The sequence below is a fragment of the Halomonas elongata genome (genome assembly GCF_029081005.1).
GTDB lineage: Bacteria > Pseudomonadota > Gammaproteobacteria > Pseudomonadales > Halomonadaceae > Halomonas > Halomonas elongata_B.
The window spans coordinates 1-23023 of the sequence record NZ_JAJQTQ010000002.1; the positions used below are offsets into that span (position 1 = coordinate 1).

Sequence of the window (23023 nt, forward strand, 5' to 3'; positions counted from 1 at the left end):
ATCGCGGGGATAGAGCACTGCCTGGGGCAGGCGCTGATAGATCGAGTTGTCGGTGGCCAGTACCGTGCGGTTGGCGTAGTCCGGGGCGATCTCGCCGGCGAAGCCGGTCTCGCGCAAAGCCTCGAGAAAGGCCCGGTAGTGGTCGGCCTGCTGACCGAGAGAGGCATCACTGGTGTCCAGTCGTGCGATCATGATGTGGGTATCGATATTGGCGCCACCCTGTCGTGTCGTTTCACGTATCGGCAGGGCCGGCGGGAGATAAGGTGATCTCTACTGTACCGCGACAGGGCCATGGCGCGCATCTAGGGCCGTGGCGCGAGGCCGGGCTTTTGCCTACAATGGGCGCCTTGCGTTTGCCGCTTTCTTCATCGACGGACAGGATTCCATGCTCGATCCCAAACTGCTGCGCAGCGACCTCGAGGACGTCGCCCGACGACTGGCCAAGCGAGGTTTCGCTCTCGATACCGAACGACTGGCCGCGCTGGAGTCCCGGCGCCGGGAACTGCAGGCCGAGACCGAACGGCTGCAGAACGAGCGCAACACGCGCTCGAAGTCGATCGGCAAGGCCAAGGCCAATGGCGAGGATATTCAGCCGCTGCTTGACGAGGTGAGTGACCTCGGCGATCGCCTCGACGCGGCCAAGGCCCGTCTCGCCGAGGTGCAGGCCGAGTGGGACGAACAGGTCAGCGGCCTGCCCAACTTGCCCCACGAGAGCGTGCCGGAGGGGCAGAGCGAGGACGACAACGTCGAGCTGCATCGCTGGGGCACGCCGCGCGCGCTCGATTTCACGGCTCGTGACCATGTCGATCTCGGCGCCCTGCAGGGGGGGCTGGACTTCGACCTGGCGGCCAAGCTCACCGGGGCGCGTTTCGCGGTGATGCGCGGGGCCATTGCGCGGCTGCACCGGGCGCTGGTCCAGTTCATGCTCGACAAGCAGACCCTCGAGCATGGCTACGAGGAATGCTATGTCCCCTATATGGTCAATCGCGATTCGCTCTACGGCACCGGGCAGTTGCCGAAGTTCGGCGAGGACCTTTTTCGGCTGGAGGATGAGCGCGGCTATTATCTCATTCCCACCGCCGAGGTGCCGCTGACCAACTTCGCGCGCGATGAGATCATCGAGCACAAGTCGCTGCCGGTGCGCCTGACCGCCCACACGCCGTGTTTCCGCAGCGAGGCGGGATCCCATGGTCGTGACACCCGGGGCATGATCCGCCAGCACCAGTTCGACAAGGTCGAGATGGTGCAACTGGTCGAGCCGTCGACTAGCTACGACACCCTCGAGGAGATGCGCGGCCACGCCGAGGCGATCCTCCAGGCGCTCGATCTGCCGTATCGCGTCGTCACTCTGTGTACCGGCGACATGGGCGCCGGTGCCGCCAAGACCTATGACCTGGAAGTCTGGCTCCCGAGCCAGGAGACCTACCGGGAGATTTCCTCGGTGTCCAACTGCGAAGACTTCCAGGCTCGCCGCATGCAGGCACGTTATCGTCACCCGGACGAGAAGAAACCGCAGTTGCTGCACACCCTGAACGGTTCCGGCCTGGCAGTGGGGCGCTGCCTGATTGCGGTGATGGAAAACCACCAGAATGCCGATGGCTCGATCACCGTGCCTGAAGCGCTGCGCGGCTACATGGGCGGCATGGAAACGATCAACGTTTCCTGAGGCGTCAGGCCTCCACGGCAATCATGCTGGCGCGCCGCTGTCGTTGTTGCGCCAGCGCCCAGCGGACATGCTCGCGAACCAGGTCGGAAGGATAGGGCAGGCGCGCCCGCAAGGCGGATTCGACGCTCTCGCTCCAGGGCGCGTTGCCCAGCCCCACGGCCAGGTTGCGTAGCCAGCGTTCGTAGCCGATGCGCCGGATAGGGCTGCCGGCGGTCTTGTCGAGAAACTCCTCCTCGCTCCAGGCGAAAAGGGTGACCAGGTCGACCCGATCGAGATCGTGTCGGGGGGCGAAGTCCCGCTCGCGACTGGCCCGGGTAAAGCGAGTGAAGGGGCATACCAGCTGACAGTCGTCGCAGCCGAAGACGCGATTGCCCATGGCGACGCGGAACTCCTCGGGAATTGCCCCATGCAGCTCGATGGTGAGATAGGAGATGCAGCGGCGCGAGTCGACGACGCGGTCCTCGACGATGGCATCGGTGGGGCAGCCCGTCCGGCAGGCGCTGCAGCTGCCGCAATGGGCGCCTTCGTAAGGGGGATCCACCGGCAGGGGCAGGTCGGTGTAGAGTTCGCCGAGAAAGAACAGTGATCCCGCCCTGGGATTGAGAATCATGGCATTCTTGCCGACCCAGCCGAGGCCCGCCTTGCGGGCCAGGGCGCGTTCCATTACCGGGGCCGAGTCGACGAAGGCGCGGTAGCCGAAGGGGCCGATCTCGTCCTGGATCTGCTTGGCCAGCGTGGCCAGGCGCTTGCGCATCAGCTTGTGATAGTCGCGTCCCACGGCGTAGCGCGAGATATAGGCCTTCTCCGGTCGGGCCAGCATCCGGGTGGTCTCGACCTCGGGGGGAAGATAGTCGAGGCGCACGCTGATCACCCGCACCGTGCCGGGCACCAGCTCTTCCGGGCGGGTGCGCTTGGTGCCGTGCTTGGCCATGAAGTGCATATCGCCGTGGTGTCCCTTGTCCAGCCAGCGCTGCAGTCGGGCCTCGTCCTCGGCCAGGTCGACATCGGTGATCCCGACTTGCTGGAAGCCGAGTTCACGGCCCCAGGTCTTGATCGAGTCGGCCAGGGCCTCGAGGTCGGGGGATGCGTCGCCTTGAGCAGACGGCTGGGTCATGATCGAGCAAACACCACGCAGAATGGCGCCGCGACGCTTGGCGTCGGGCGGGGGACAAGACACACTCCACATGGTAAAGCATCGTGTGCTGGGGGAATAGCGAATGACACAAGCGCCACCGCTGAATCACAAGGGCCATGCACTGTATCGCGCCGACCAGGTGCGCGAGCTCGACCGGCGCGTCATCGCTTCCGGCGTGGCAGGATTCGCCTTGATGCAGCGCGCCGCGGCGTCGGCCTGGCGATACCTGCGAGCCACCTGGCCGGAGGTGCGTCACCTGAGCGTGCTGTGCGGCGGCGGGAACAACGGTGGCGATGGCCATGTACTGGCTGCCCTGGCAGCCGCCGAGGGGCTGTCGGTGCAGCGACTTCTCGTCAAGCCCGTGGAGGCGCTCGAGGGTGATGCGCGCCGGGCCGCCGAGATGGCCGATGCTGCCGGCGTCGGGCGCGAAGCCTGGCACGACGGCATGAGGCTGACCGGCGAGCTGGTGGTTGATGCCCTGCTCGGTACCGGACTTTCCGGCGAGGTACGCGGGGCATCCCGGTCGGCCATCGCGGCTATCAATGCCAGTGGCCGGCCGGTGCTGGCCATCGACATCCCCTCCGGCCTGCATGCCGATACCGGGACCGAACTGGGCGAGGCGGTGCGCGCCACCCGTACCGTCACCTTCATCGGCGACAAGCTGGGCTTGCACACCGGGCGCGGGCCGGCCCGGGTCGGCACCCTTGCCGTGGAGGAACTGTCGGCGCCCCGGGAGGTCTTCGACGACATGGTGCCGGCGGCGTGGCGGCTTGACCGGTCGCTGATCGCGATGCTGTTGCCGCCCCGCGAGCGCGATGCCCACAAGGGAGCGGCGGGGCATGCGCTGATACTGGGGGGCGCTCCGGGCATGGGCGGCGCCGGCCTGCTGGCCGCCGAGGCCTGCGCTCGGCTCGGCGCCGGCAAGGTGAGCCTGGCTACCGATCCCGCTCACGTCGCCGCCAGTCTGATACGTCGGCCCGAGGTGATGGCTCATGGCGTGCGAGGCCTCGCCGATCTCGGCGATCTGCTGGAAGCGGCGGAGGTTCTGGTCGTCGGCCCGGGGCTCGGGCGAGGCAGCTGGGGGCAGGCCATGTTGCAGGGTGCCCTGGCCGCCGAAAAGCCCCTGGTCGTGGACGCCGACGGCCTCAACCTGCTTGCCGGTCGCTTCGTCGGACATCGGCGTGATGACTGGATTCTCACGCCGCATCCCGGCGAGGCGGCGCGCCTGCTGGGTATCACGGCCGCCGAGGTGGAGGCGGATCGACCGGCGGCGGCACTGGCACTGCAACAGCGCTTCGGTGGCGTGGTGGTGTTCAAGGGAGCCGGCAGCCTGGTGGCCGGCCCGGATGGACTGGCGGTGTGCCCCTACGGAAATCCGGGCATGGCCAGTGGCGGCATGGGCGATGCGCTCTCCGGGATGCTCGGGGCGTTGGTGGCCCAGGGGTTGTCGCTGGAGATCGCCGCTCGCCTCGGCGTTATGGTGCATGCCCTGGCCGCCGACATGGCGGCCGGGCAGGGCGGTGAGCGTGGCTTGCTGGCCAGCGATCTGGCATCCTGTGCGCGAATTTTGGTCAATCCGACGATGGACGAATGACGATGCGGTTGCGACTCGCTGATGAAGACCGACAGGTCGCGCTGGGGGAATGCCTCGGTCGGGCACTGGCCGGCCGGGGGCGGGTCTACCTGGAAGGCGAACTCGGTGCCGGCAAGACGACACTGACCCGGGGGATCCTGCGTGCCTACGGTCACCAGGGAGCGGTGAAGAGTCCTACCTACACGCTGGTGGAGCCCTATGAACTGGCGCAGGCGCGAGTGCATCACTTCGATCTCTATCGTCTCGGTGACCCCGAGGAGCTGGAATTCATCGGTGGGCGCGATCTGCTCGGCGAAGACGCGCTTTGCGTGATCGAGTGGCCCGGCAGGGGAGAGGGCTGGCTACCCGCGCCCGACCTGTGGGTGCGCCTGACGCTGGAGGGGGATGGACGCCTGGTCACCCTGTCGGCCGAGACCGAGCGGGGCCGCGGTGTTCTTGAGCGACTGGCCGCGGATGTGGCCCGGATGGATGGTTATCTCGCCAGCACGGACGAAGACGTTTCATGAGGAAAAGGATATTGCGCCGTAACATGGCTCGCTGGTTGTTGCCGTTGGCGCTGTTGGTGCCATTCTGTGCCGAGGCCGCCAGCGTCGACAACCTGCGTCTATGGGCGGCGCCCGACCACTCGCGACTGGTCTTCGATCTGTCGTCGCCGGCTTCGGCGGAGGTGTTCACACTGGAGGACCCCCGCCGGCTGGTCATCGATCTCCAGGACAGTCGCTTCAACGCCGATGTCGATCGCCTGGACTTGTCCGGCAGTGCCATCAGCGAAGTGCGTACCGGGGTGCGTAATGGCGATGACCTGAGGGTGGTGCTGGAGTTGTCACGGGCGATCGAGCCGCGCCATTTCACCCTGCAGCCCAACGAGCAGTATGGCCATCGCCTGGTGGTGGATCTGGAGTACCCCGGCGAGAGCGCCGTGGAGGATCCCATCGATCCCATCGAGGCCAAGATCCGTGAACAGGAAATCGCTGTCGAACGCGCCCAGACCGAAGCGGTGGCCGAGGGGCGCGACCCGGACACCGTGACGCCGGCGGTCAAGCAGGCACAGCCGCACCCCAGGCGCGATATCATCGTCGCCGTGGATGCCGGCCATGGTGGCGAGGATCCAGGTGCCACCGGGCCGAGTGGTACCCGTGAGAAGGATGTGGTGCTGGAAATGGCCAAGCGCCTGTCGAGGTTGATCAATGCCACCGAAGGCTTCAAGGCAGTGATGATCCGTGATGGCGACTATTATGTCGGGTTGCGTCAGCGCACACGCATCGCCAGGGAGCAGAAAGCCGACTTCTTCGTCTCGATCCACGCCGACGCCTTCAACAGCCCTCGACCGCATGGCAGTTCGGTGTTCGCCCTGTCCCAGAGTGGCGCGACCTCGGAGACCGCCAAGTGGCTTGCCGCCTCGGAGAACCGTTCGGACCTGGTCGGCGGCGTGGACGGCAACCTGTCGCTGGATGACAAGGACGAGGTACTGCGCGGTGTGTTGCTCGACCTGACCATGACCGCGACGCTCAACGATTCCCTGACCATCGGGGGCCGGGTGCTGGATCGCATGGGACGCGTCAATGACCTGCACAAGTCCCGGGTCGAGCAGGCCGGCTTCGTGGTGCTCAAGTCGCCGGATATTCCCTCGCTGCTGGTGGAAACCGGGTTCATCTCCAACCCGCAGGAGGAGCGGCGACTGCGCGACGGCAGTTATCAGCAGCGCATGGTACAGGCGATCTTCGGTGGCATCCGCTCGCATTTCGAACGCAATCCGCCGCCGGCCAGCCTGCTGGCCTGGCAGCGAGATCAAGGCCGGGGTGGTAGCGGCGACGAGTACCGGATTCAGCCCGGTGATACCCTGTCCGAGATCGCCGCCCGCCATGATGTGCCGGTCGGCCAGCTCCGACAGGCCAATGAGCTCAACGGCGACATCATCCGGGTCGGGCAGGTGCTGAGGATACCGAGTTCTTAAGCCGGAAGCTTGAAGAGCGGCGCTTGGCGCCTGGCGCCTGGCGCCTGGAAGCTGGAAGTTTCCCTTTGCGATTTATGGGGCTTCCAGCTTCAGGCTTCCGACTTCCAGCTTCAGGGGGGGGGCATGACAGACAGGCAGCATATCCAGGTTCTCGATCCGCGGTTGGCCAACCAGATCGCCGCGGGTGAGGTGGTCGAGCGGCCGTCCTCGGTGGTCAAGGAGCTGGTCGAGAACGCCATCGACGCGGGTAGCCGGCGCATCGAGGTGGAGCTGGAGTCCGGCGGGGCGCGGTTGATCCGGGTGCGCGATGACGGCGTCGGCATCGGCGAAGGGGATCTGCCGCTGGCCCTGTCGCGTCATGCCACCAGCAAGATCGCCTCCCTGGATGATCTCGAGGGCGTGGCGAGCCTGGGGTTTCGTGGCGAGGCGCTGGCCTCGATCAGTTCGGTATCACGCCTGGAATTGATGTCCAACGTCGAGGACGACCCGACGAGCGGCTGGCGCGTGGTAGTGGAAGGGCGCCGAATGGAGCCTCGGGTCACCCCCTCGCCGCACCCGCGTGGCACCTCGGTGACGGTGCGCGACCTGTTCTTCAACACGCCGGCACGTCGCAAGTTCCTGCGCACCGAGAAGACCGAGTTCGGCCACGTGGAAGAAGCCTTTCGCCGTCAGGCCCTGTCGCGTCTGGATCTCGGCTGGGTATTACGCCACAACCAGAAGACCATCCATCAGTTGAGCCCCGGCGGCGATCTGGTCGGCCACGAGCGTCGCCTGCAGGCGTTGCTTGGCAAGGCCTTCCTGGAAAACGCCCTGCATCTGGATATCGAGACCGGCGGGCTGCGCCTGTGGGGCTGGGTCGGTCTGCCGACCCATTCCCGGGCCCAGGCCGATCAGCAGTATTTCTTCGTCAATGGGCGGGTGGTGCGCGACCGGCTGGTGGCCCATGCCATCCGCCAGGCGTATCGGGACGTGCTCTTTCATGGTCGCCATCCCGTGTTCGTCCTGTATCTGGAGGTCGATCCCACGGTGGTGGATGTCAACGTGCATCCGACCAAGCATGAAGTGCGCTTCCGCGATGGACGCATGGTCCACGATTTCCTGTTTTCCAGCCTGCACCGGGCACTCGGTGAGGCACGCGCCGGTCAACCGGGCGAAGGAACGGTGACGGAAGCGTCGCCTGCCGGGGAGGGGGCGTCGGAAGAGGCGCCGTCGGCGGCCAATGGCGTGGCCGAGTCCGCCGGACGCTGGCAGCAGCAACCCATGGCGCTGCACGGGCGCGACGAGAGTAGCGGACAGAAGGTGACTCCGGATCGTGTACGCGCCTTCATGGAGGGCTATCGTGCCCTTCACCCGGAGCACGAAGAGAGCCTGCTGACGCCTCAGCCGTCCGCGCCGGGGGCGGGCGGAAATGCCGCCGAGATGGCGCTCGCCGAGCGCGAGGCCTCTCCCGATGCCGCGACATCCGCTCCGCCTGCGGCGCCGACGATGCCGGAGGAAGACGCCACGCGTGCGCCGCCCCTGGGCTATGCCATCGCGCAGTTGCATGGCATCTACATTCTCTCCCAGACCGAGCGTGGCCTGGTGGTGGTGGATATGCACGCCGCCCATGAACGTATCGTCTACGAACGCATGAAATCGCAGGTACATGGCGACGCCGGGGACGGGACAGGCCTGCAGGCCCAGCCGTTGCTGGTGCCGGTGTCCCTGGCGGCCAGCGCCGCCGAGGTGGCGACCGCCGAGGCCGAGCGCGACGCTTTCTCTCGACTGGGCGTGGAGCTCGACGTGGCCGGTCCGGAGACGCTGCTGGTGCGCCAGGTGCCGGCCTTGCTGGTCGACGCCGATGTCGAGCCGCTGGTGCGCGACATGCTCGGCGATCTCGAGCGTTACGGGCGTTCCGATCGGCTCGAGGCCCATATCAATGAATTGCTGTCGACCATGGCCTGTCATGGTAGCGTACGGGCCAACCGCCAACTGACGACAGCGGAAATGAACGCGCTGCTGCGTGACATGGAGCGCACCGAGCGCAGCGGCCAGTGCAACCATGGTCGTCCCACCTGGACCGAGATGAGCCTCAAGGAACTGGATCGACTGTTCCTGCGAGGTCAATGACCCTACGGAGTTTTCATGAGCGACACGCGCCCGCCGGCCATCTTCCTGATGGGGCCGACTGCCGTGGGCAAGACCGACATGGCCATCGCTCTGCATGAGCGACTGGGGTGCGAGTTGATCAGCGTCGATTCGGCGATGGTCTACCGTGGCATGGACATCGGCAGTGCCAAGCCGACCTCGACGGAGCTGGCCAGGGCGCCGCATCGCCTGATCGATATCCGTGATCCGGCCGATCCCTATTCGGCGGCGGCGTTTCGCGAGGATGCGCGCCGCGAGATGCGCCGCATCACCGACGCCGGTCGCGTTCCCCTGCTGGTCGGCGGGACCATGATGTACTACCAGCGGCTCTGGGTGGGCGAGCCCAACCTGCCATCGGGAGATCCGGCGATCCGGGCCGAACTGGATCGGGAAGTCGACCAACGTGGGCTGACCGAGCTGCATGAGGAACTGGCGCGGATCGATCCGCGTGCGGCCCGACGCATTCATCCCAATGATCCCCAGCGCCTGACACGGGCGCTGGAGGTCTATCGGATCAGTGGGCGCTCGCTCACCGAGCACTGGGATGAGCAGCGACCAGAAACCTTCCCCTGGCGTACGTTGTCGATAGGGCTCGCTCCGGCCGATCGAAGTGTGCTGCACTCACGGATAGCGGCGCGATTCGATGCCATGCTCGAGGCAGGGTTTCTCGATGAGGTGGCCGGCCTGAAGGCGCGGGACGACCTGCATGCGAGACTACCGGCGATGAAGAGCGTGGGCTATCGTCAGGCTTGGGAGTACCTGGAAGGGCAGGGCGACCGAGAGACGCTACGGCGCAGGGGGATCGTCGCCACGCGGCAGCTGGCCAAGCGTCAACTGACCTGGATGCGTGGTTGGCCCGAACTGCATTGGGTCGACATTCTGGCCGGTGAACCACTCGATCGTGTCTTGAAATTGGTGCGCGAATTCAGCAGTTAGCGTAAGATGAGCGTTCCATGAGACCGGCTGATCGGGCTTAACCGGGCAAGAGTGCCACCTCGGGAAATGAGGTGGGCACCCAATAACACTATCAACCCCATAAGAGATAATTTAGGGAGAGCAACATGTCCAAAGGACAGTCCCTTCAAGATCCATACCTGAACGTACTGCGCAAGGAGCGCATTCCGGTGTCGATCTTCCTGGTCAACGGCATCAAGCTGCAGGGCCAGATCGAGTCCTTCGACCAATTTGTCATTCTGCTGCGCAATACGGTCAGCCAGATGGTCTACAAGCATGCCATCTCCACGGTGGTGCCGTCGCGCAATGTGCGTCTGCCGGCAGCCGATGTGCCCGCGCAGCCGGACAGCGACGCGTGAGGTATTGATTGTTTTTTGAACGTCCCGACGCCGGTGAGACGGCGGTACTCGTCCATGTGGACTTCCAGGACGAAAGAGAGCGTGAGGACTCCGGGGAGTTTCTCGAGCTCGTACGCTCGGCCGGCGCGGAGCCGGCCACGCTGCTGACCGGCAGTCGAGGCCGGCCCGACCCGCGTTTCTTCATCGGAGCGGGCAAGGTCGAGGAAGTCCGCGAAGCCCTGGCGGTCCACAAGGCCGAGCTGGTGATCTTCAACCATGCCCTCAGTCCCTCCCAGGAACGCAATGTCGAGCAATCGCTCAAGTGCCGCGTGCTGGATCGCACCGGGCTGATTCTCGACATCTTCGCGCAGCGGGCGCGGACTCATGAGGGCAAGCTGCAGGTGGAACTGGCACAGCTGGAGTACATGTCGACTCGGCTGGTGCGTGGCTGGACCCACCTGGAACGGCAGAAGGGCGGCATCGGCCTGCGGGGGCCGGGGGAAACCCAGCTGGAGACCGACCGCCGCTTGCTGCGCGGCCGTATCAAGGCTATTCACAAGCGCCTGGACAAGGTGCGCAGCCAGCGCGGCCAGAATCGCCGTGCCCGCTCGCGTGCCGAGATCCCCAGTGTGTCGCTGGTCGGCTATACCAATGCCGGCAAGTCGACGTTGTTCAACGCACTGACCGAGTCGAGGGTCTATGCGGCGGACCAGCTGTTCGCTACCCTCGACCCCACCTTGAGGCGTCTCGAGGTCGAAGACGTGGGACCGGTCGTGCTGGCCGATACCGTGGGATTCATACGGCATCTGCCTCACAAGCTGGTGGAAGCTTTCCAGGCGACGCTCCAGGAAGCCGCCGAGGCGAGCCTGCTGGTTCATGTGATCGATGCCGCGGATCCGGACCGCGACCTCAATGTGAGCCAGGTGGACGAGGTGCTGGACGAGATCGGTGCGCTGGACGTGCCGACGCTCAAGGTGATGAACAAGGTCGACCTGTTCGACAGCGCGCCGCGCATCGAACGCAACGCCGAAGGGCGGCCCGAGTCGGTGTGGTTGTCGGCCAAGGATGGACGAGGGCTGGCGCTGTTCGAACAGGCGCTGTCGGAATGCCTGGCCGACGATATCATCGACTTCGATATCACCCTGGCACCTGCTCAGGGCAAGCTGCGAGCGGGCCTGCACGACCTGGGAGCGGTACGTGAAGAGCGCTTCGATGAGCAGGGGCGCACCTTGCTCGAGGTGCGGCTGCCGCGACGTGACTTCCTGCAATTGATGGCGCGTCTGGGCGAGAGCGCTAACGATTACCTGCCGGAGGAATTGCAGGAGGGTCCCGTTTGGGAGCAGTGAGTCGCCTTCGGGCGTCGATCGGTATCGCCAATGCCGGTCGACGCCACAAGGATCGCAACGATGCCCGTCGCGACACTCCGGTGCGCGGCGGTACGCAACGCATAGTGGAGACGACGTATGGCCTGGAATGAGCCCGGTGGCGGCAACCAGCATGACCCCTGGAGTGGTGGGGGCCGCCGAGGTGGCAACGGCGGTGGAGGTAAAGGGGGCGGCAATCAGGGCCCCCCGGACCTCGACGAGGCCCTGAAGAAATTTCAGAACAAGCTCAACAGCATGTTGGGTGGCCGCGGCAAGCGCGGCGGCAATGGTGGCGGCTCGGGTGGCGGCGGCAAGCCGCGCAATGTCTTCGCGTTGCCGGGCCTGCTGCTGATCGTGGCATTGGCCATCTGGGCCGCCTCGGGGTTCTATCTGGTCGATCAGGCCGAGCGGGGCGTGGTACTGCGTTTCGGCAAGTACCAGGAAACCGTGACGCCGGGCCTGCAGTGGAACCCGCCGTTGATCGATGACGTGCGCATGGTCAATGTGACCCGGGTGCGCTCCCTTACTCAGACTCAGTCGATGCTGACCCAGGACGAGAACATCGTCTCCGTCGAGATATCGGCTCAGTACCAGGTCGCCGACCCGCGCGGTTACGTGCTCAATGTGCGTGATCCCGAGCTCAGCCTGGAGAATGCCCTGAACTCCGCCCTGCGTCATGTGGTGGGTGGCACCGACATGATCGATATCCTGACCTCGGGTCGCGAGATTCTCGGCAGCTCGGTCAACAGTCGCCTGCAGTCCTACCTGGATAGCTATGGCACCGGCATCATGCTGCAGACCTTGAACATCGAATCCACCTCGCCGCCCGATGCCGTGCAGGATGCCTTCGATGACGTCATTCGCGCCCGCGAGGATCGCCAGCGAACCATCAACGAGGCCATGGCCTATGCCAACGCGGTGATTCCCGCCGCTCAGGGTCAGGCACAGCGCGTCGTCGAGCAGGGTCAGGGGTATCGCGAATCGGTGGTGGCCGAGGCACGTGGTCAGGCCAACCGCTTCAATTCTCTCCTGACTCAGTACCAGGGGGCCCCGGCCATCATGCGTGAGCGCCTCTATCTGGATACGCTGTCCGAGGTCTATAGCGGTACGCCGAAGGTGATGGTCGATGTCACCGAGCAGAGTCCGCTGATGGTCCTGCCGATGGATCGCCTCAAGCGCAGTGGCACCGGCAGCCAGTCGGGCGACGCCGAGCTCCAGGTGGATCAGCAGCTGCTCGAACGCTTGCGTACTTCCCAGTCCTCATCCAGCTCGAGCAACAGCAGCACCAGCAGCAACGGAATTCGCAGGGAGGGTCGCTGAAATGATCAATAATCGTTCCCTGCTCATCGTCGGTGGCCTGGCCGCCGCCGCCTGGCTGGCCAGCAGCAGCCTGTATGTGGTCGACGAAACCGAGCGCGCGGTCAAACTTCGCTTCGGTGAGATCGTCGAGGAGAACATTCAGCCGGGCCTGCACTTCAAGGTCCCGATCACCCAGACGATCCGCAAGTTCGATACCCGGGTGTTGACCCTGGATACCGATGCCAGCCGTTATCTGACGCTGGAACAGAAGGCGGTGATCGTCGACTCCTACGTCAAGTGGCAGGTGGTCGATCCGACCCGCTATTACGAGGCTACCGCCGGTGACGAGATGCAGGCCGTGCGCCTGATTCATCCGCGTGTCGACGAGAGCCTGCGTAACGAGTTCGGTCGCCTGAATCTACAGCAGATCATTTCCGAGCAACGCGACGAGCTGATGACCGGACCCACCCAGAATCTCGACGAGCTGATGCGCGACGAGCTGGGGGTGGCCATCCTCGACATTCGCGTCAAGCGCATCGACCTGCCCGAGGATGTCTCCTCGGCGGTATACGATCGCATGCGCTCGGAACGCGAGCGTGAGGCCCGTGAATGGCGTGCCCAGGGGCAGGAGGAAGCCGAGCGCATTCGTGCCAATGCCGACCGTCGCCGTCAGGTGCTGCTGGCCCAGGCCCAGGAGCGTTCCGAGACCCTGCGTGGTGAAGGCGATGCCGAAGCGGCGGCGATCTTCTCGCAGGCCTACGGCAAGGACGAGGAGTTCTTCTCCTTCTGGCGCAGTCTCGAGGCTTATCGCGACAGCTTCCAGGGAGATGGCGACATGCTGGTACTGGATCCGTCCAGCGATTTCTTCCAGTATCTCAAGACCCCGACGCCGACCGACGAATGACCCGGTTGGCCGGTTGAAGTCATGAACCCGGGAAGGCGCCGGTGCCGAGCCGGCATCGGCGCCAGGGTTCATCCTGACGCCAAACGTGATAGAATCGGTAAACCGGGCGTGGCCCGGTTTTTTTGTGGCCTATCCACTCCCGGCGAGCTTTCTCCGGCATCCCGCCATGCTTGTGTTCCGCCATGCCGCGAGGCTCGCGCAGGCCAAACCACTGTCTTGCAGGAAGAACGACATGACCATCGCTGACCGCTGGCTCTTGCCCGACGGCATGGACGAAGTGCTGCCGCCCCAGGCCAGCCGCATGGAGGAATTGCGCCGGGCGCTGCTCGATCTCTACCACGGCTGGGGCTATGACCAGGTCATGCCGCCTCCCGTGGAATTCCTCGACTCTCTGCTTACCGGGACCGGCACCGAGCTGGATCTGCAGACCTTCAAGCTTACCGATCAGATGACCGGCCGTATGATGGGGGCCAGCGCCGATGTCACCCCGCAGGTGGCACGCATGGACGCTCACTCCCTCAAGCGGCAGGGACCCGTACGGCTGTGCTATTGCGCCAATGTGCTGCGTGCCAAGGCCGATCAGTATCAAGGCGGACGAAGCCCGGTCCAGGTGGGGCTGGAGCTCTTCGGTCATGCCGGTCTGGAGGCCGATCTCGAGATTCTGCGCCTGGCGTTGACGAGCCTTTCCGTCGCCGGTGCCGGCGAGGTTCACCTGGCGCTCGGTCATATCGGCATCTATCGTAGCCTGGTGGAGGCCGCCGAGCTTTCATCGGAGCAGGAGCGTGCGGTGTTCGAGGCCCTCGAGCTGAAGTCGCCGGGCGCCCTGTCGAGCCGAGTCGAGGAATGTGTCGCCGATCCGGTGCTGGCGGAGATGTTCCGTGCCCTGGTGGCGTTGCATGGCGGCCCCGAGGTGCTCGACGAGGCCCGGGAGGCGTTTGCCGAAGCGCCCCAGGCGGTGGGCGCCGCCCTCGACCAGTTGCGGGCACTGCATCGTGGCGTGACCGCCGAGCATCCGGAGGTCGAGCTTTATTTCGATCTGGCCGAGCTGCGAGGGTATCAGTACCACACCGGCATGATGTTCTCTGCCTATGTGCCCGGTTACGGCCAGGCCCTGGCCAAGGGCGGACGCTACGATGATACCGGACGCGCCTTCGGGCGTGCCCGGCCGGCTACCGGCTTTTCCCTGGAACTCAAGCTGTTGGCGACCCTGACGCCGAAAGAGTCCCGGGGTGACGGTATCTGGGCGCCGGCCGAAGGCGAGGGGCTGGCCGAGACCGTCAAGGACCTGCGCCAGCGAGGGGAACGAGTCGTCCAGGCACTGCCGGGACAACGAACCGGTCCTGATCAACATCATTGCCAGCGACACCTGGTACCGGCCGATGACGGCTGGCGGGTGGAAGCGCTGCCATCTTCCGATGACCCGGCCTGATGCCAGGCGAACCGTTTTATTCGACTCCGGCCGATGCCGGTGCGCAGCAACGAGAGACGAGACACTATGGGCAAGAACGTAGTCGTACTGGGCACCCAGTGGGGTGACGAGGGCAAGGGCAAGGTGGTCGATCTACTGACCGAATCCGCCGATGCCGTGGTGCGCTTCCAGGGCGGGCACAACGCCGGTCATACCCTGGTCATCGATGGCGAGAAGACGGTGCTGCACCTGATCCCCTCCGGCATCCTGCGAGAGGACAAGACGTGCGTGATCGGCAATGGCGTGGTGCTGTCGCCGGAAGCGCTGATCGAGGAGATCCGCGAACTGGAGGCCAAGGGCGTGCCGGTCCGCGATCGCCTGCGTCTGTCGCCGGCCTGTCCCTTGATCCTGCCTTACCATGTGCGTCTCGACCAGGCACGCGAGAAGGCGCGTGGCGTGGCCAAGATCGGCACCACCGGGCGGGGAATCGGTCCGGCCTACGAGGACAAGGTGGCACGTCGGGGCTTGCGCCTCGGCGACATGCTGCACCGCGAGCGTTTTGCCTCCAAGCTCGGCGAGGTACTGGATTACCACAACTTCGTGTTGACCAAGTATCACGGCGAGCCGGCGGTGGACTTCCAGCAGGTGCTCGACGATGCCATGCGCATGGCCGACGACCTGCGCGACATGGTCTGCGATACCGTGAGCCTGGTGCACGATGTACGCAAGGCCGGCGAAAATATCCTCTTCGAGGGCGCCCAGGGCTCGTTGCTGGATATCGACCACGGCACCTACCCCTTCGTGACCAGTTCCAACACCACTGCCGGCGGTACCGCGACCGGTTCCGGCGTGGGGCCGCTGTATCTCGACTATGTGCTGGGCATCACCAAGGCCTACACGACGCGGGTCGGCTCCGGTCCCTTCCCCACCGAGCTGTTCGACGAGCATGGCCGTCACCTGGCCGAGAAAGGCCACGAATTCGGTGCCACCACCGGTCGTGCGCGTCGTTGTGGCTGGTTCGATGCCGTGGCCTTGCGCCACGCCGTGCAGATCAACTCGGTATCGGGACTCTGTCTCACCAAGCTGGATGTGCTCGACGGCCTGGAGAACATCCGCGTCTGTGTCGGCTATCGCAGCAAGGATGGCGACGTCCTCGATGCCCCGGTGGATTCCGAGGGTTATGAGGCCATCGAGCCGGTCTACGAGGACCTGCCGGGCTGGAACGAGTCGACCATCGGGGTGAAAAGCGTCGATGACCTGCCCGCCAATGCTCGAGGCTACATCCGTTTCCTCGAGGAGCAGGTGGGCACGCCCATCGATATCATCTCGACCGGGCCGGACCGTAACGAGACCATCGTGCTGCGCAATCCTTTCGCCGAGTGAGATAGTCAGGCCACCTGAGCTGCGCAACCGCGCCGCCCATCGGAACCTTCCGGTGGGCGGCGTTTTCGTTGGTGACGCTGATGCGTGGAGGGCCCTGAATGCGCTGGGGGGCCTGAATGAAATTGCCCCGCACGAGGCGGGGCAATTTCGGGTCTTGACGAGCAGGCTCCAGGGCCCGGCATCGATCAGACGCTCTTGGGCTCACTCATCAGGCCCTTGATGATGGCGTAGCAGGCCGCCAGAAGCACCAGGGTGAAGGGCAGGCCGGTGGTGATCACCGCGGTCTGCAGGGCCGTCAGGCCGCCACCCAGCAGCAGGGCGATGGCGATGGCACCCTCGATGACGCACCAGAACACGCGCTGCGAGGTGGGGGCGTCGACTTTGCCGCCGGCGGTGATGGAGTCGATCACCAGCGAACCGGAGTCCGAGGAGGTGATGAAGAACACCATGACCAGCACGATACCGACGAAGGACGTGATGGCGGTCAGCGGCAACTGGCCGAGCATTTCGAACAACTGCAGCTCCAGTGCCGCGTTCTGTACGCCCTCGAAGCCGTCGGTGACGTACTGGTCGATGGCGGTGCCGCCGAAGGCGGTCATCCACAGCACCGAGACCACGGACGGCACCAGCAGCACGGCGATCAGGAACTCACGCACGGTGCGGCCACGGCTGACCCGCGCGATGAACATGCCGACGAAGGGCGACCAGGAGATCCACCAGGCCCAGTAGAAGGCGGTCCAGCCCTGGCTGAAGTTGGCATCCTCGCGCCCGAAGGGCATGGACAGTGCCGGCAGGTTGACGACGTAGGCGACCAGGTTCTCGAAGAAGCCCGTGGCGATCATCAGGGTCGGCCCGACGGCGATCACGAACACCAGCAGGATGAAGGCCAATGCCATGTTGAGCTGAGAGAGGCGCTGCACGCCCTTGTCGACGCCCAGCACGACGGAACCCAGTGCCACGACCGTGATACCCATGATCAGCAGTACCATGGTGGCATCCGTATCGGGTGTCCCGAACAGGTAACCGAGACCCGCCGACGCCTGGGACGCACCGAGCCCCAGCGAGGTGGCCAGCCCGAACAGGGTCGCGAATACCGCCAGGATGTCGATGACATGGCCGGCCCAGCCCCAGACGCGCTCACCCAGGATCGGGTAGAAGATGGAGCGCATGGTCAGCGGAAGGCCCTTGTTGTAGGAAAAGATCGCCAGCGCCAGGGCGACGACGGCGTAGATCCCCCAGGGATGCAGGCCCCAGTGGAAGATGGTCGCGGCCATGCCCAGGGTGATGGCGCCCTGCTGGTCACCGGCGGCGGCGCCCAACGGGGCCCAGTCGGTCCGTACGCCGTTCTCCACCGTGGTGCCGCCCATGGCGGTACCGAAGTGGGTCATCGGCTCGGAGACGCCGTAGAACATCAGGCCGATGCCCATCCCGGCGGCGAACAGCATCGCGAACCAGCCCGCGTAGCTGAAGTCCGGAGTGGCGTGGGCCCCACCGATTCGTACCTTGCCCATGGGCGTGAAGATCAGCACCACGGCGAGGATCACGAAGATATTGGCGGCCAGCAGGAAGAACCAGGAGAGGTTGCCGGTCAACACACCGAAGATGGCGTTGAAGAGCGGTTCGATCTGGTTCTGCATGGCCAGGGTGATGATCACGAAGAACAGGATCACCAGCGACGAGATGGTGAAGACCTTACCATGAAGGTCCATGTCCACCCCGAACTTGGAGGCGGTGATGTTGTCCTGCCCGATCACGTAATCGGTATCGATGAGGTTGGCGGGTCCATCCGGGGCGGGGATGCCCTCGGATCCCGCTTTGGCCTCTTGGGCTTTATCGTCGTTCGTCACGGGACTTCTCCTTGTTGACGTCGATGAACGGTGGGAAGCGAGGCGTCAGTCGCGCGAGAGAGGCGCGAGGACTCCCGACACCTCGGCATGTGTGGCGACCTTGCCGCCAGGCGAGAAGCCGGCATTGGCCCGATGGTGGGAGGGCTTCGCCACCCGCTCGGTACCGACCTCGTCGATGGGTTCCACAAATGCCGGATCCATGGGCACCATGATCCGCTTGAACATGTTCCGTGCTCCTCCCTGGTATCTCGCATGTTGATGACACGACAAGTGTGGCCGTTTGACGATGATCGTGCGGGTCGTCACTTTCAACGGCCTGTTTCGCCACGAATCGTTGCATACCGTACATCATCTCATGTGAATCGTCTGCGCTTGGCGACACATCCAGGCGGGAATGGCTATGTCATGTCGCGATCATGATCGTCCGAACGATTGTTTTGATGAGAAATCCTGCTCTCGAGCTCCTATGTATTGAATTTCTTCATCGTTGATGTCGCCCTCATGAAAAGGGGAAGCACCGACCGGTGCCTCCCCTCTGCGACATGCGAGCCATTGCGTACCAGCTCGCTTATCGGGAACCCTTACTGGCTCCGGTTCGAACTCACGACTCGGGCAGCCATTCCTGCACGACGTCCTGGTTGTCCTCGACCCACTGCTTGGCATTCTCGTACGGGTCGGAACCTTCTTCCTGGTTCATCAACATGACTTCGCCCATCTGCTCGGGCGTCCACTCGAAGGCGTCGAGGATGGCGTAGGCCTCCGGCATGTCCTCTTCCAGCCCCTGACGCGCGATGGTGTTGATGTGCTCGGCGCCACCATAGACGTTCTTGGGATCGTCCAGGTACTTGAGGTCCCAGCGGGCGAACATCCAGTGCGGCGTCCAGCCGGTCACCACGATGTCGCGCTCGTTCTGGATGGCCGATTGCAGGGCGGCGGTCATGGTGGCACCGCTGCCGCTGCGCAGGCTGAGGTCCAGGCCATACTCGTCGACGACGTCCTCGCTCAGGCCCATCAGGCCGGCGCCCGGATCGATGCCGATGATCTCGTTGTCGAAGGTTTCGGCGTTGGCGTTGAGCTCATCGATGGAGTCGACGTCCGTGTATTCGGGCACGACCAGCCCGAGCTTGGTGCCTTCCAGGTTCGGGCCGAGGTTCTCGATCTTGTCGCCGACACGTTCCAGATAGTCGGCGTGGGTCGAGGGCAGCCAGGCGGCGACGATGGCGTCGGAGTCGCCGGTGGACACCGCCTGCCACATGGCGGCGGCGGACAACGAGGTCAGCTCGACGTCGTAACCGGCCTGCTCCAGCACGGCGCGAACCACGTTGGTGGAGGCGACTTCCGAAGACCACTCGACATATCCCAGCTCGACAGTTCCCTTGTCCTGAGCCTGGGCGGTACCGGCGGCGAGGGCGGTGCCGGCGGCCAGGGCGATGCCAGCGATGCGAAGACTATGGCGCATAGGTTGCTTGGTCATCTGGTTTGCCTTTATTGAAGATGTGTCTAAAGGATGCAGACGCGGGCAGAAGTATGCAACCTTGTGCCCGCGACGGCGCCGAGACATCAGGACTTGCGTTGCTTGCGCAGCGACTGGGTGACGCGGTCGAGGATCATGGCCAGGATGACCACGGCGATACCGGCTTCGAAGCCGTCACCCGGGCGAAGGCGCTGGATGGCGCGCCAGACTTCGCTGCCCAGGCCATCGGCGCCGATCATGGCGGCGATCACCACCATGGAGAGGGCCAGCATGATCGTCTGGTTGATGCCGGCCATGACCGTGGGCAACGACATCGGCAACTGGACCTTGATCAGCTTCTGACTGCGGGTGGCGCCGTAGGCGTCGGCGGCTTCGACCAGCTCCACCGGTACCTGTCGGATACCCAGGGTGGTGAAACGGATGGCGGGCGGCATGGAGAAGATCACGGTGGCGAAGATCGCCGATACCGAGCCGATGCCGAAGAACGGGATTGCCGGAATCAGGTAGACGAAGGCCGGCATGGTCTGCATGAAGTCCAGCACCGGCATGATGGTCTTGTAGAGTCGCTCGGAGAGCGCGGCGGCGATGCCCACCGGCAGGGCGATGACCACTGCCACCAGGGTGGCGATCACCACCAGGGTCAGGGTCTCGATCATAGGGTCCCACAGGCCCAGGTTCCAGATCAGCGCCAGGCCGATGGCGGCGCCGATGGCCAGGCGAGAATTGGCCAGCCACCAGCACAGAGCGACGATGATCGCCAGCAGTGACCAGTCGGGTAGCCACATCAGTGCATCGTTGAGGCCATCGATACCGGTCTGTGTCACTCGGGAGATGCCGCGGGTCACGATGGAATATTCACTGGTCAGCCAGTTCAGGCCACCTTCGATCCAGTCACCCAGCGGAATGCGCGGAATGTCGATAGCCATCATTCTTCTCCTGCCTGTGCGAGTTCATCCAGGACGGCGCCTTTGATCACCACGCCCTGAAGCACCTTTTCGTCGTCCACGACGGCGATGGGGAAACGGTTCTCGCTGAACATGGCGAACAGGTTGTGCAGCGGCTCTTCCCGCGTCACGCTGCGAAAGTCCTGCGTCATGGCCTCGGTCACCTTTTCCTTGCCCTGCTCCAGTGCTTCGCTCGCGGCATCGGCGTCGATCAGCCCGATCAGACGGCGTTCGCGGTCGAGGATGTAGATGGAGTCGAGGCTGTGCTCGCGCATCTTGCGCAGTGCAGTACGCGGTCCGTCACTGTCACGCACCGTGGAACGCACCTTGCGCATGGCACTCTCGGCGGTGAGGATGCGGGCTTTGTCGACCCCCTCGATGAAGCGCCGTACATAGTCATCCGCCGGCTTGGTGAGGATCTCTTCGGGCGTGCCGATCTGTACCACTTCACCGTCCTTGAGCAGCACGATGCGATCACCGATGGTCAGTGCCTCATCGAGATCGTGGGTGATGAAGACGGTGGTCTTCTTCATGCGATGCTGCAGGGCCAGCAGTTCCTGCTGCATGTCGCCGCGGATCAACGGGTCGAGGGCCGAGAAGGCCTCGTCCATCAGCAGCACGGTGGCGTCGTTGGCCAGTGCACGGGCCAGGCCGACACGCTGTTGCATGCCGCCGGAGAGCTGATTGGGGTAGGCGTCCTCCCAGCCGTCCAGACCGACCTGCTTGAGGGAGTTGTCCGCGGCTTCCCGCCGCGTTGCCGCGTCGATACCCCGCACTTCGAGGCCGAATTCAGCGTTCTGGCGCACGGTACGATTGGGGAAGAGGGCGAAGTTCTGGAACACCATGGAGAAGTGGCGTCGGCGGCATTCCAGGAGTTCCTTCTCCTTGAGATCGGGAATGTTCTCGCCGTCGATGACGATGTCGCCCTCGGTGGGCTCGATCAGTCGGTTGAGGCAGCGGATCAGGGTCGACTTCCCCGACCCGGAGAGCCCCATGATCACCAGAAGTTCACCCTCGTGAACATCGAAGTCGATGTTGGAGAGGCCCAGGGTCTGGCCGGTCTTGTCGAGGATCTCGGGCCGTTTCAGGCCCTGGTCGCGCAACTCGAGCGCCTTCTTCGGCTGGTTGCCGAAGACCTTGCTGAGATTGCGGACCCGAATCTTGACGTTTCGGTTGTCACTCATTGCTGTGCCTTAGTGGCCCCTGGTCGTGGCGCGGACGCCCTGACCGGTGCCTGGTTGGGATGAGGGATCGCATCAGGATGCCGGGCGGCAGTGTTGACGCGCACGAGGCGGCATACCCTAGCGTTGGTTGAATGGTGATTCAAACACGCCGGGTGGCCATGAACGCCCGGAAAGCGCAGGATGCGGCGCCTTCCGTTGCCTGTGCCGTCGGCAACAGCCGAAAGAGGCTACCGCTGGAGGCGTCATTGAGCAAGTACGGGACGCCATCGGCCGTCCGACAGGCAAAGAGATCGAGGCTGGGTGGTCTCGGTGCCCGTGAGGGCCCGCACGGGACGATACGGCTTGCAGTGGCCGGTGATGTCGAGGGGGCATGGGGCGTTCTGTGGTGTGGTTCTCGTTCATTGATCGAATCCTGATCGGTTGCTGAGCATCGAGGAGGTGGCAACCCGGAAAAGGATAGTCGATGACGTGAAAGGGAGGGTCAGGTTGACCCATGTGCCGGAATTAACCACTCCACGGTCGACTTGAAAGCATTGTTCATGCCTGGTTCTGTTTTTTTATATTATTGATTTTAATCGTTTATTTTATTTATTGGCCGTGATTGGCATGTGCGTCGCTTGGGTTTGGGTGCGCATCCATCAACGAGGAGCCGCATCGATGACATTCAATTTCCATGAACAGCGGAACACCAGGCGATCACGCCGCCTGACCGCGCTGGCCACCCTGGTGGCATTGACCCTCGGCACCTTGACAATGACCGGGTGCAGCGATGGCGGAAATGCGCCAGCGGAAGAGCCGCCATCCATGGAACAGGAGTCCGGCAACACCGGTAACCAGGACCAGATGAACGGTGATCAGGAACAGAGCGGTTTCTGACACACCCTTTGTCCGTCCTGGTCGCGAAGACCGGTGCAGCAGTCAATCACGGGATTTGGTTCTCTCAAGGAGACATGAAATGTTGAATCAGGATCTTATCAAGAAGTTCGGTATTCTCGGCATCACATTCGGATTGGTCGCCAGCCCCCTGGTGGTCGCCGATGGGTATGAGGAGCCGGCCGATCCGGCAACCGAGAATAGCGCGCCGGCGGAGTCGGGCAGCGCCACGACGTCGGGGAGCGATCCGGCGACATCCGGCACGACCCAACAAGGTTCCGCTCAGCAGGAAGACCCCTATGCCACAGGCAATGGCACGACGGGTAGCGGCAGTGCCGGTGGTGAACCAACGTCCGGCGAGCAATACGAGCAGGACGGAGGACAGGAAGGCACCGGTACCATGAGCGGAGACGGTCAGGGCGAGACAGAAGAAGGTGGCTGGTAAGTCCAGCGGGATCACCGGCCAATGCCGGTGATCTCGTTCAAGATATTCCAGACACGATGGCATCGTCGCCGTCGCCGACCCTGAAAGCATGTGAAGGGCTTCCACGGATTCGTGGAAGCCTTTTTTCTTG

At 64.3% G+C, this 23023-nt stretch carries 22 protein-coding genes; 15 read left to right on the forward strand and 7 right to left on the reverse strand.

Annotation, left to right across the window (positions count from 1 at the left end; genetic code table 11):
* Nucleotides 1-192 (reverse strand): hypothetical protein (locus LU493_RS01525; RefSeq protein ID WP_275286021.1); only part of this gene is annotated, 192 nt, incomplete at its 3' end.
* A gap of 193 nt (nucleotides 193-385) precedes the next feature.
* Here LU493_RS01525 and serS point away from each other — a divergent pair.
* Entirely contained in the window at nucleotides 386-1666 is a 1281-nt protein-coding gene (gene serS, locus LU493_RS01530) for a serine--tRNA ligase (RefSeq protein ID WP_275286022.1), read from the forward strand.
* 4 nt (nucleotides 1667-1670) lie between these two features.
* Here serS and queG read toward each other — a convergent pair whose 3' ends face one another.
* Nucleotides 1671-2780, reverse strand: a complete 1110-nt coding sequence (gene queG / locus LU493_RS01535; protein WP_275286255.1) for a tRNA epoxyqueuosine(34) reductase QueG — start codon at nucleotides 2778-2780, stop codon at nucleotides 1671-1673.
* A 103-nt stretch (nucleotides 2781-2883) separates the two neighbouring features.
* On the opposite strand from queG, the gene LU493_RS01540 reads away from it, so the two are divergent.
* The 12 genes from LU493_RS01540 (at nucleotide 2884) to LU493_RS01595 (ending at nucleotide 16126) form a co-directional block, all read left to right on the forward strand.
* A complete protein-coding gene (locus tag LU493_RS01540; protein WP_275286023.1) occupies nucleotides 2884-4395 on the forward strand; it encodes an NAD(P)H-hydrate dehydratase in 1512 nt (503 codons plus the stop codon).
* A gap of 2 nt (nucleotides 4396-4397) precedes the next feature.
* Nucleotides 4398-4901: a tRNA (adenosine(37)-N6)-threonylcarbamoyltransferase complex ATPase subunit type 1 TsaE gene (tsaE, locus tag LU493_RS01545; RefSeq protein ID WP_275286256.1), complete on the forward strand. Its 504-nt coding sequence runs from the start codon at nucleotides 4398-4400 to the stop codon at nucleotides 4899-4901.
* Nucleotides 4902-4924: 23 nt separating this feature from the next.
* The gene (locus LU493_RS01550; RefSeq protein ID WP_275286257.1) at nucleotides 4925-6349 is read left to right on the forward strand and encodes an N-acetylmuramoyl-L-alanine amidase; all 1425 of its coding nucleotides are present in this window, start codon (nucleotides 4925-4927) and stop codon (nucleotides 6347-6349) included.
* Between the two features lie 123 nt (nucleotides 6350-6472).
* Nucleotides 6473-8458, forward strand: a complete 1986-nt coding sequence (gene mutL / locus LU493_RS01555; RefSeq protein WP_275286024.1) for a DNA mismatch repair endonuclease MutL — start codon at nucleotides 6473-6475, stop codon at nucleotides 8456-8458.
* Between the two features lie 15 nt (nucleotides 8459-8473).
* Nucleotides 8474-9412: a tRNA (adenosine(37)-N6)-dimethylallyltransferase MiaA gene (gene miaA / locus LU493_RS01560; protein WP_275286025.1), complete on the forward strand. Its 939-nt coding sequence runs from the start codon at nucleotides 8474-8476 to the stop codon at nucleotides 9410-9412.
* A gap of 125 nt (nucleotides 9413-9537) precedes the next feature.
* Entirely contained in the window at nucleotides 9538-9789 is a 252-nt protein-coding gene (gene hfq, locus LU493_RS01565) for an RNA chaperone Hfq (RefSeq protein ID WP_275286026.1), read from the forward strand.
* Nucleotides 9790-9797: 8 nt separating this feature from the next.
* Nucleotides 9798-11114 (forward strand): ribosome rescue GTPase HflX, encoded by a 1317-nt coding sequence (hflX, locus tag LU493_RS01570; RefSeq protein ID WP_275286027.1) that lies wholly within the window; start codon nucleotides 9798-9800, stop codon nucleotides 11112-11114.
* Complete coding sequence (locus tag LU493_RS01575) at nucleotides 11102-11245, forward strand: hypothetical protein (protein WP_275286028.1); 144 nt, start codon at nucleotides 11102-11104, stop codon at nucleotides 11243-11245. The genes hflX and LU493_RS01575 overlap by 13 nt, the downstream gene beginning before the upstream one ends.
* Complete coding sequence (hflK, locus tag LU493_RS01580; protein WP_275286029.1) at nucleotides 11232-12452, forward strand: FtsH protease activity modulator HflK; 1221 nt, start codon at nucleotides 11232-11234, stop codon at nucleotides 12450-12452. Before LU493_RS01575 ends, hflK begins: the two co-directional genes overlap by 14 nt.
* Before the next feature lies 1 nt (nucleotide 12453).
* Nucleotides 12454-13335, forward strand: coding sequence for a protease modulator HflC (gene hflC, locus LU493_RS01585; protein WP_275286030.1), 882 nt, complete (start codon nucleotides 12454-12456; stop codon nucleotides 13333-13335).
* Nucleotides 13336-13567: 232 nt separating this feature from the next.
* Entirely contained in the window at nucleotides 13568-14764 is a 1197-nt protein-coding gene (locus LU493_RS01590) for an ATP phosphoribosyltransferase regulatory subunit (RefSeq protein ID WP_275286031.1), read from the forward strand.
* A gap of 66 nt (nucleotides 14765-14830) precedes the next feature.
* Complete coding sequence (locus tag LU493_RS01595) at nucleotides 14831-16126, forward strand: adenylosuccinate synthase (RefSeq protein WP_275286032.1); 1296 nt, start codon at nucleotides 14831-14833, stop codon at nucleotides 16124-16126.
* A gap of 185 nt (nucleotides 16127-16311) precedes the next feature.
* Here LU493_RS01595 and LU493_RS01600 read toward each other — a convergent pair whose 3' ends face one another.
* From LU493_RS01600 to LU493_RS01620, 5 genes are all read right to left on the reverse strand, one after another.
* On the reverse strand, nucleotides 16312-17973 hold the full coding sequence (locus tag LU493_RS01600; protein WP_275286033.1) for a BCCT family transporter: 1662 nt from the start codon (nucleotides 17971-17973) through the stop codon (nucleotides 16312-16314).
* 45 nt (nucleotides 17974-18018) lie between these two features.
* Nucleotides 18019-18198 (reverse strand): hypothetical protein, encoded by a 180-nt coding sequence (locus tag LU493_RS01605; RefSeq protein WP_275286034.1) that lies wholly within the window; start codon nucleotides 18196-18198, stop codon nucleotides 18019-18021.
* 376 nt (nucleotides 18199-18574) lie between these two features.
* Entirely contained in the window at nucleotides 18575-19447 is an 873-nt protein-coding gene (locus LU493_RS01610; RefSeq protein ID WP_275286035.1) for a glycine betaine ABC transporter substrate-binding protein, read from the reverse strand.
* 86 nt (nucleotides 19448-19533) lie between these two features.
* Nucleotides 19534-20367: an ABC transporter permease gene (locus tag LU493_RS01615; protein ID WP_275286258.1), complete on the reverse strand. Its 834-nt coding sequence runs from the start codon at nucleotides 20365-20367 to the stop codon at nucleotides 19534-19536.
* A gap of 5 nt (nucleotides 20368-20372) precedes the next feature.
* Nucleotides 20373-21575, reverse strand: a complete 1203-nt coding sequence (locus LU493_RS01620) for a quaternary amine ABC transporter ATP-binding protein (protein WP_275286036.1) — start codon at nucleotides 21573-21575, stop codon at nucleotides 20373-20375.
* A 657-nt stretch (nucleotides 21576-22232) separates the two neighbouring features.
* Between LU493_RS01620 and LU493_RS01625 the strand changes: the two genes are divergently transcribed.
* Together LU493_RS01625 and LU493_RS01630 are read left to right on the forward strand one after the other, a co-directional pair.
* A complete protein-coding gene (locus LU493_RS01625) occupies nucleotides 22233-22451 on the forward strand; it encodes a hypothetical protein (protein WP_275286037.1) in 219 nt (72 codons plus the stop codon).
* A 79-nt stretch (nucleotides 22452-22530) separates the two neighbouring features.
* Complete coding sequence (locus LU493_RS01630) at nucleotides 22531-22893, forward strand: hypothetical protein (protein ID WP_275286038.1); 363 nt, start codon at nucleotides 22531-22533, stop codon at nucleotides 22891-22893.
* The last annotated feature ends 130 nt before the right edge of the window (nucleotides 22894-23023 follow it).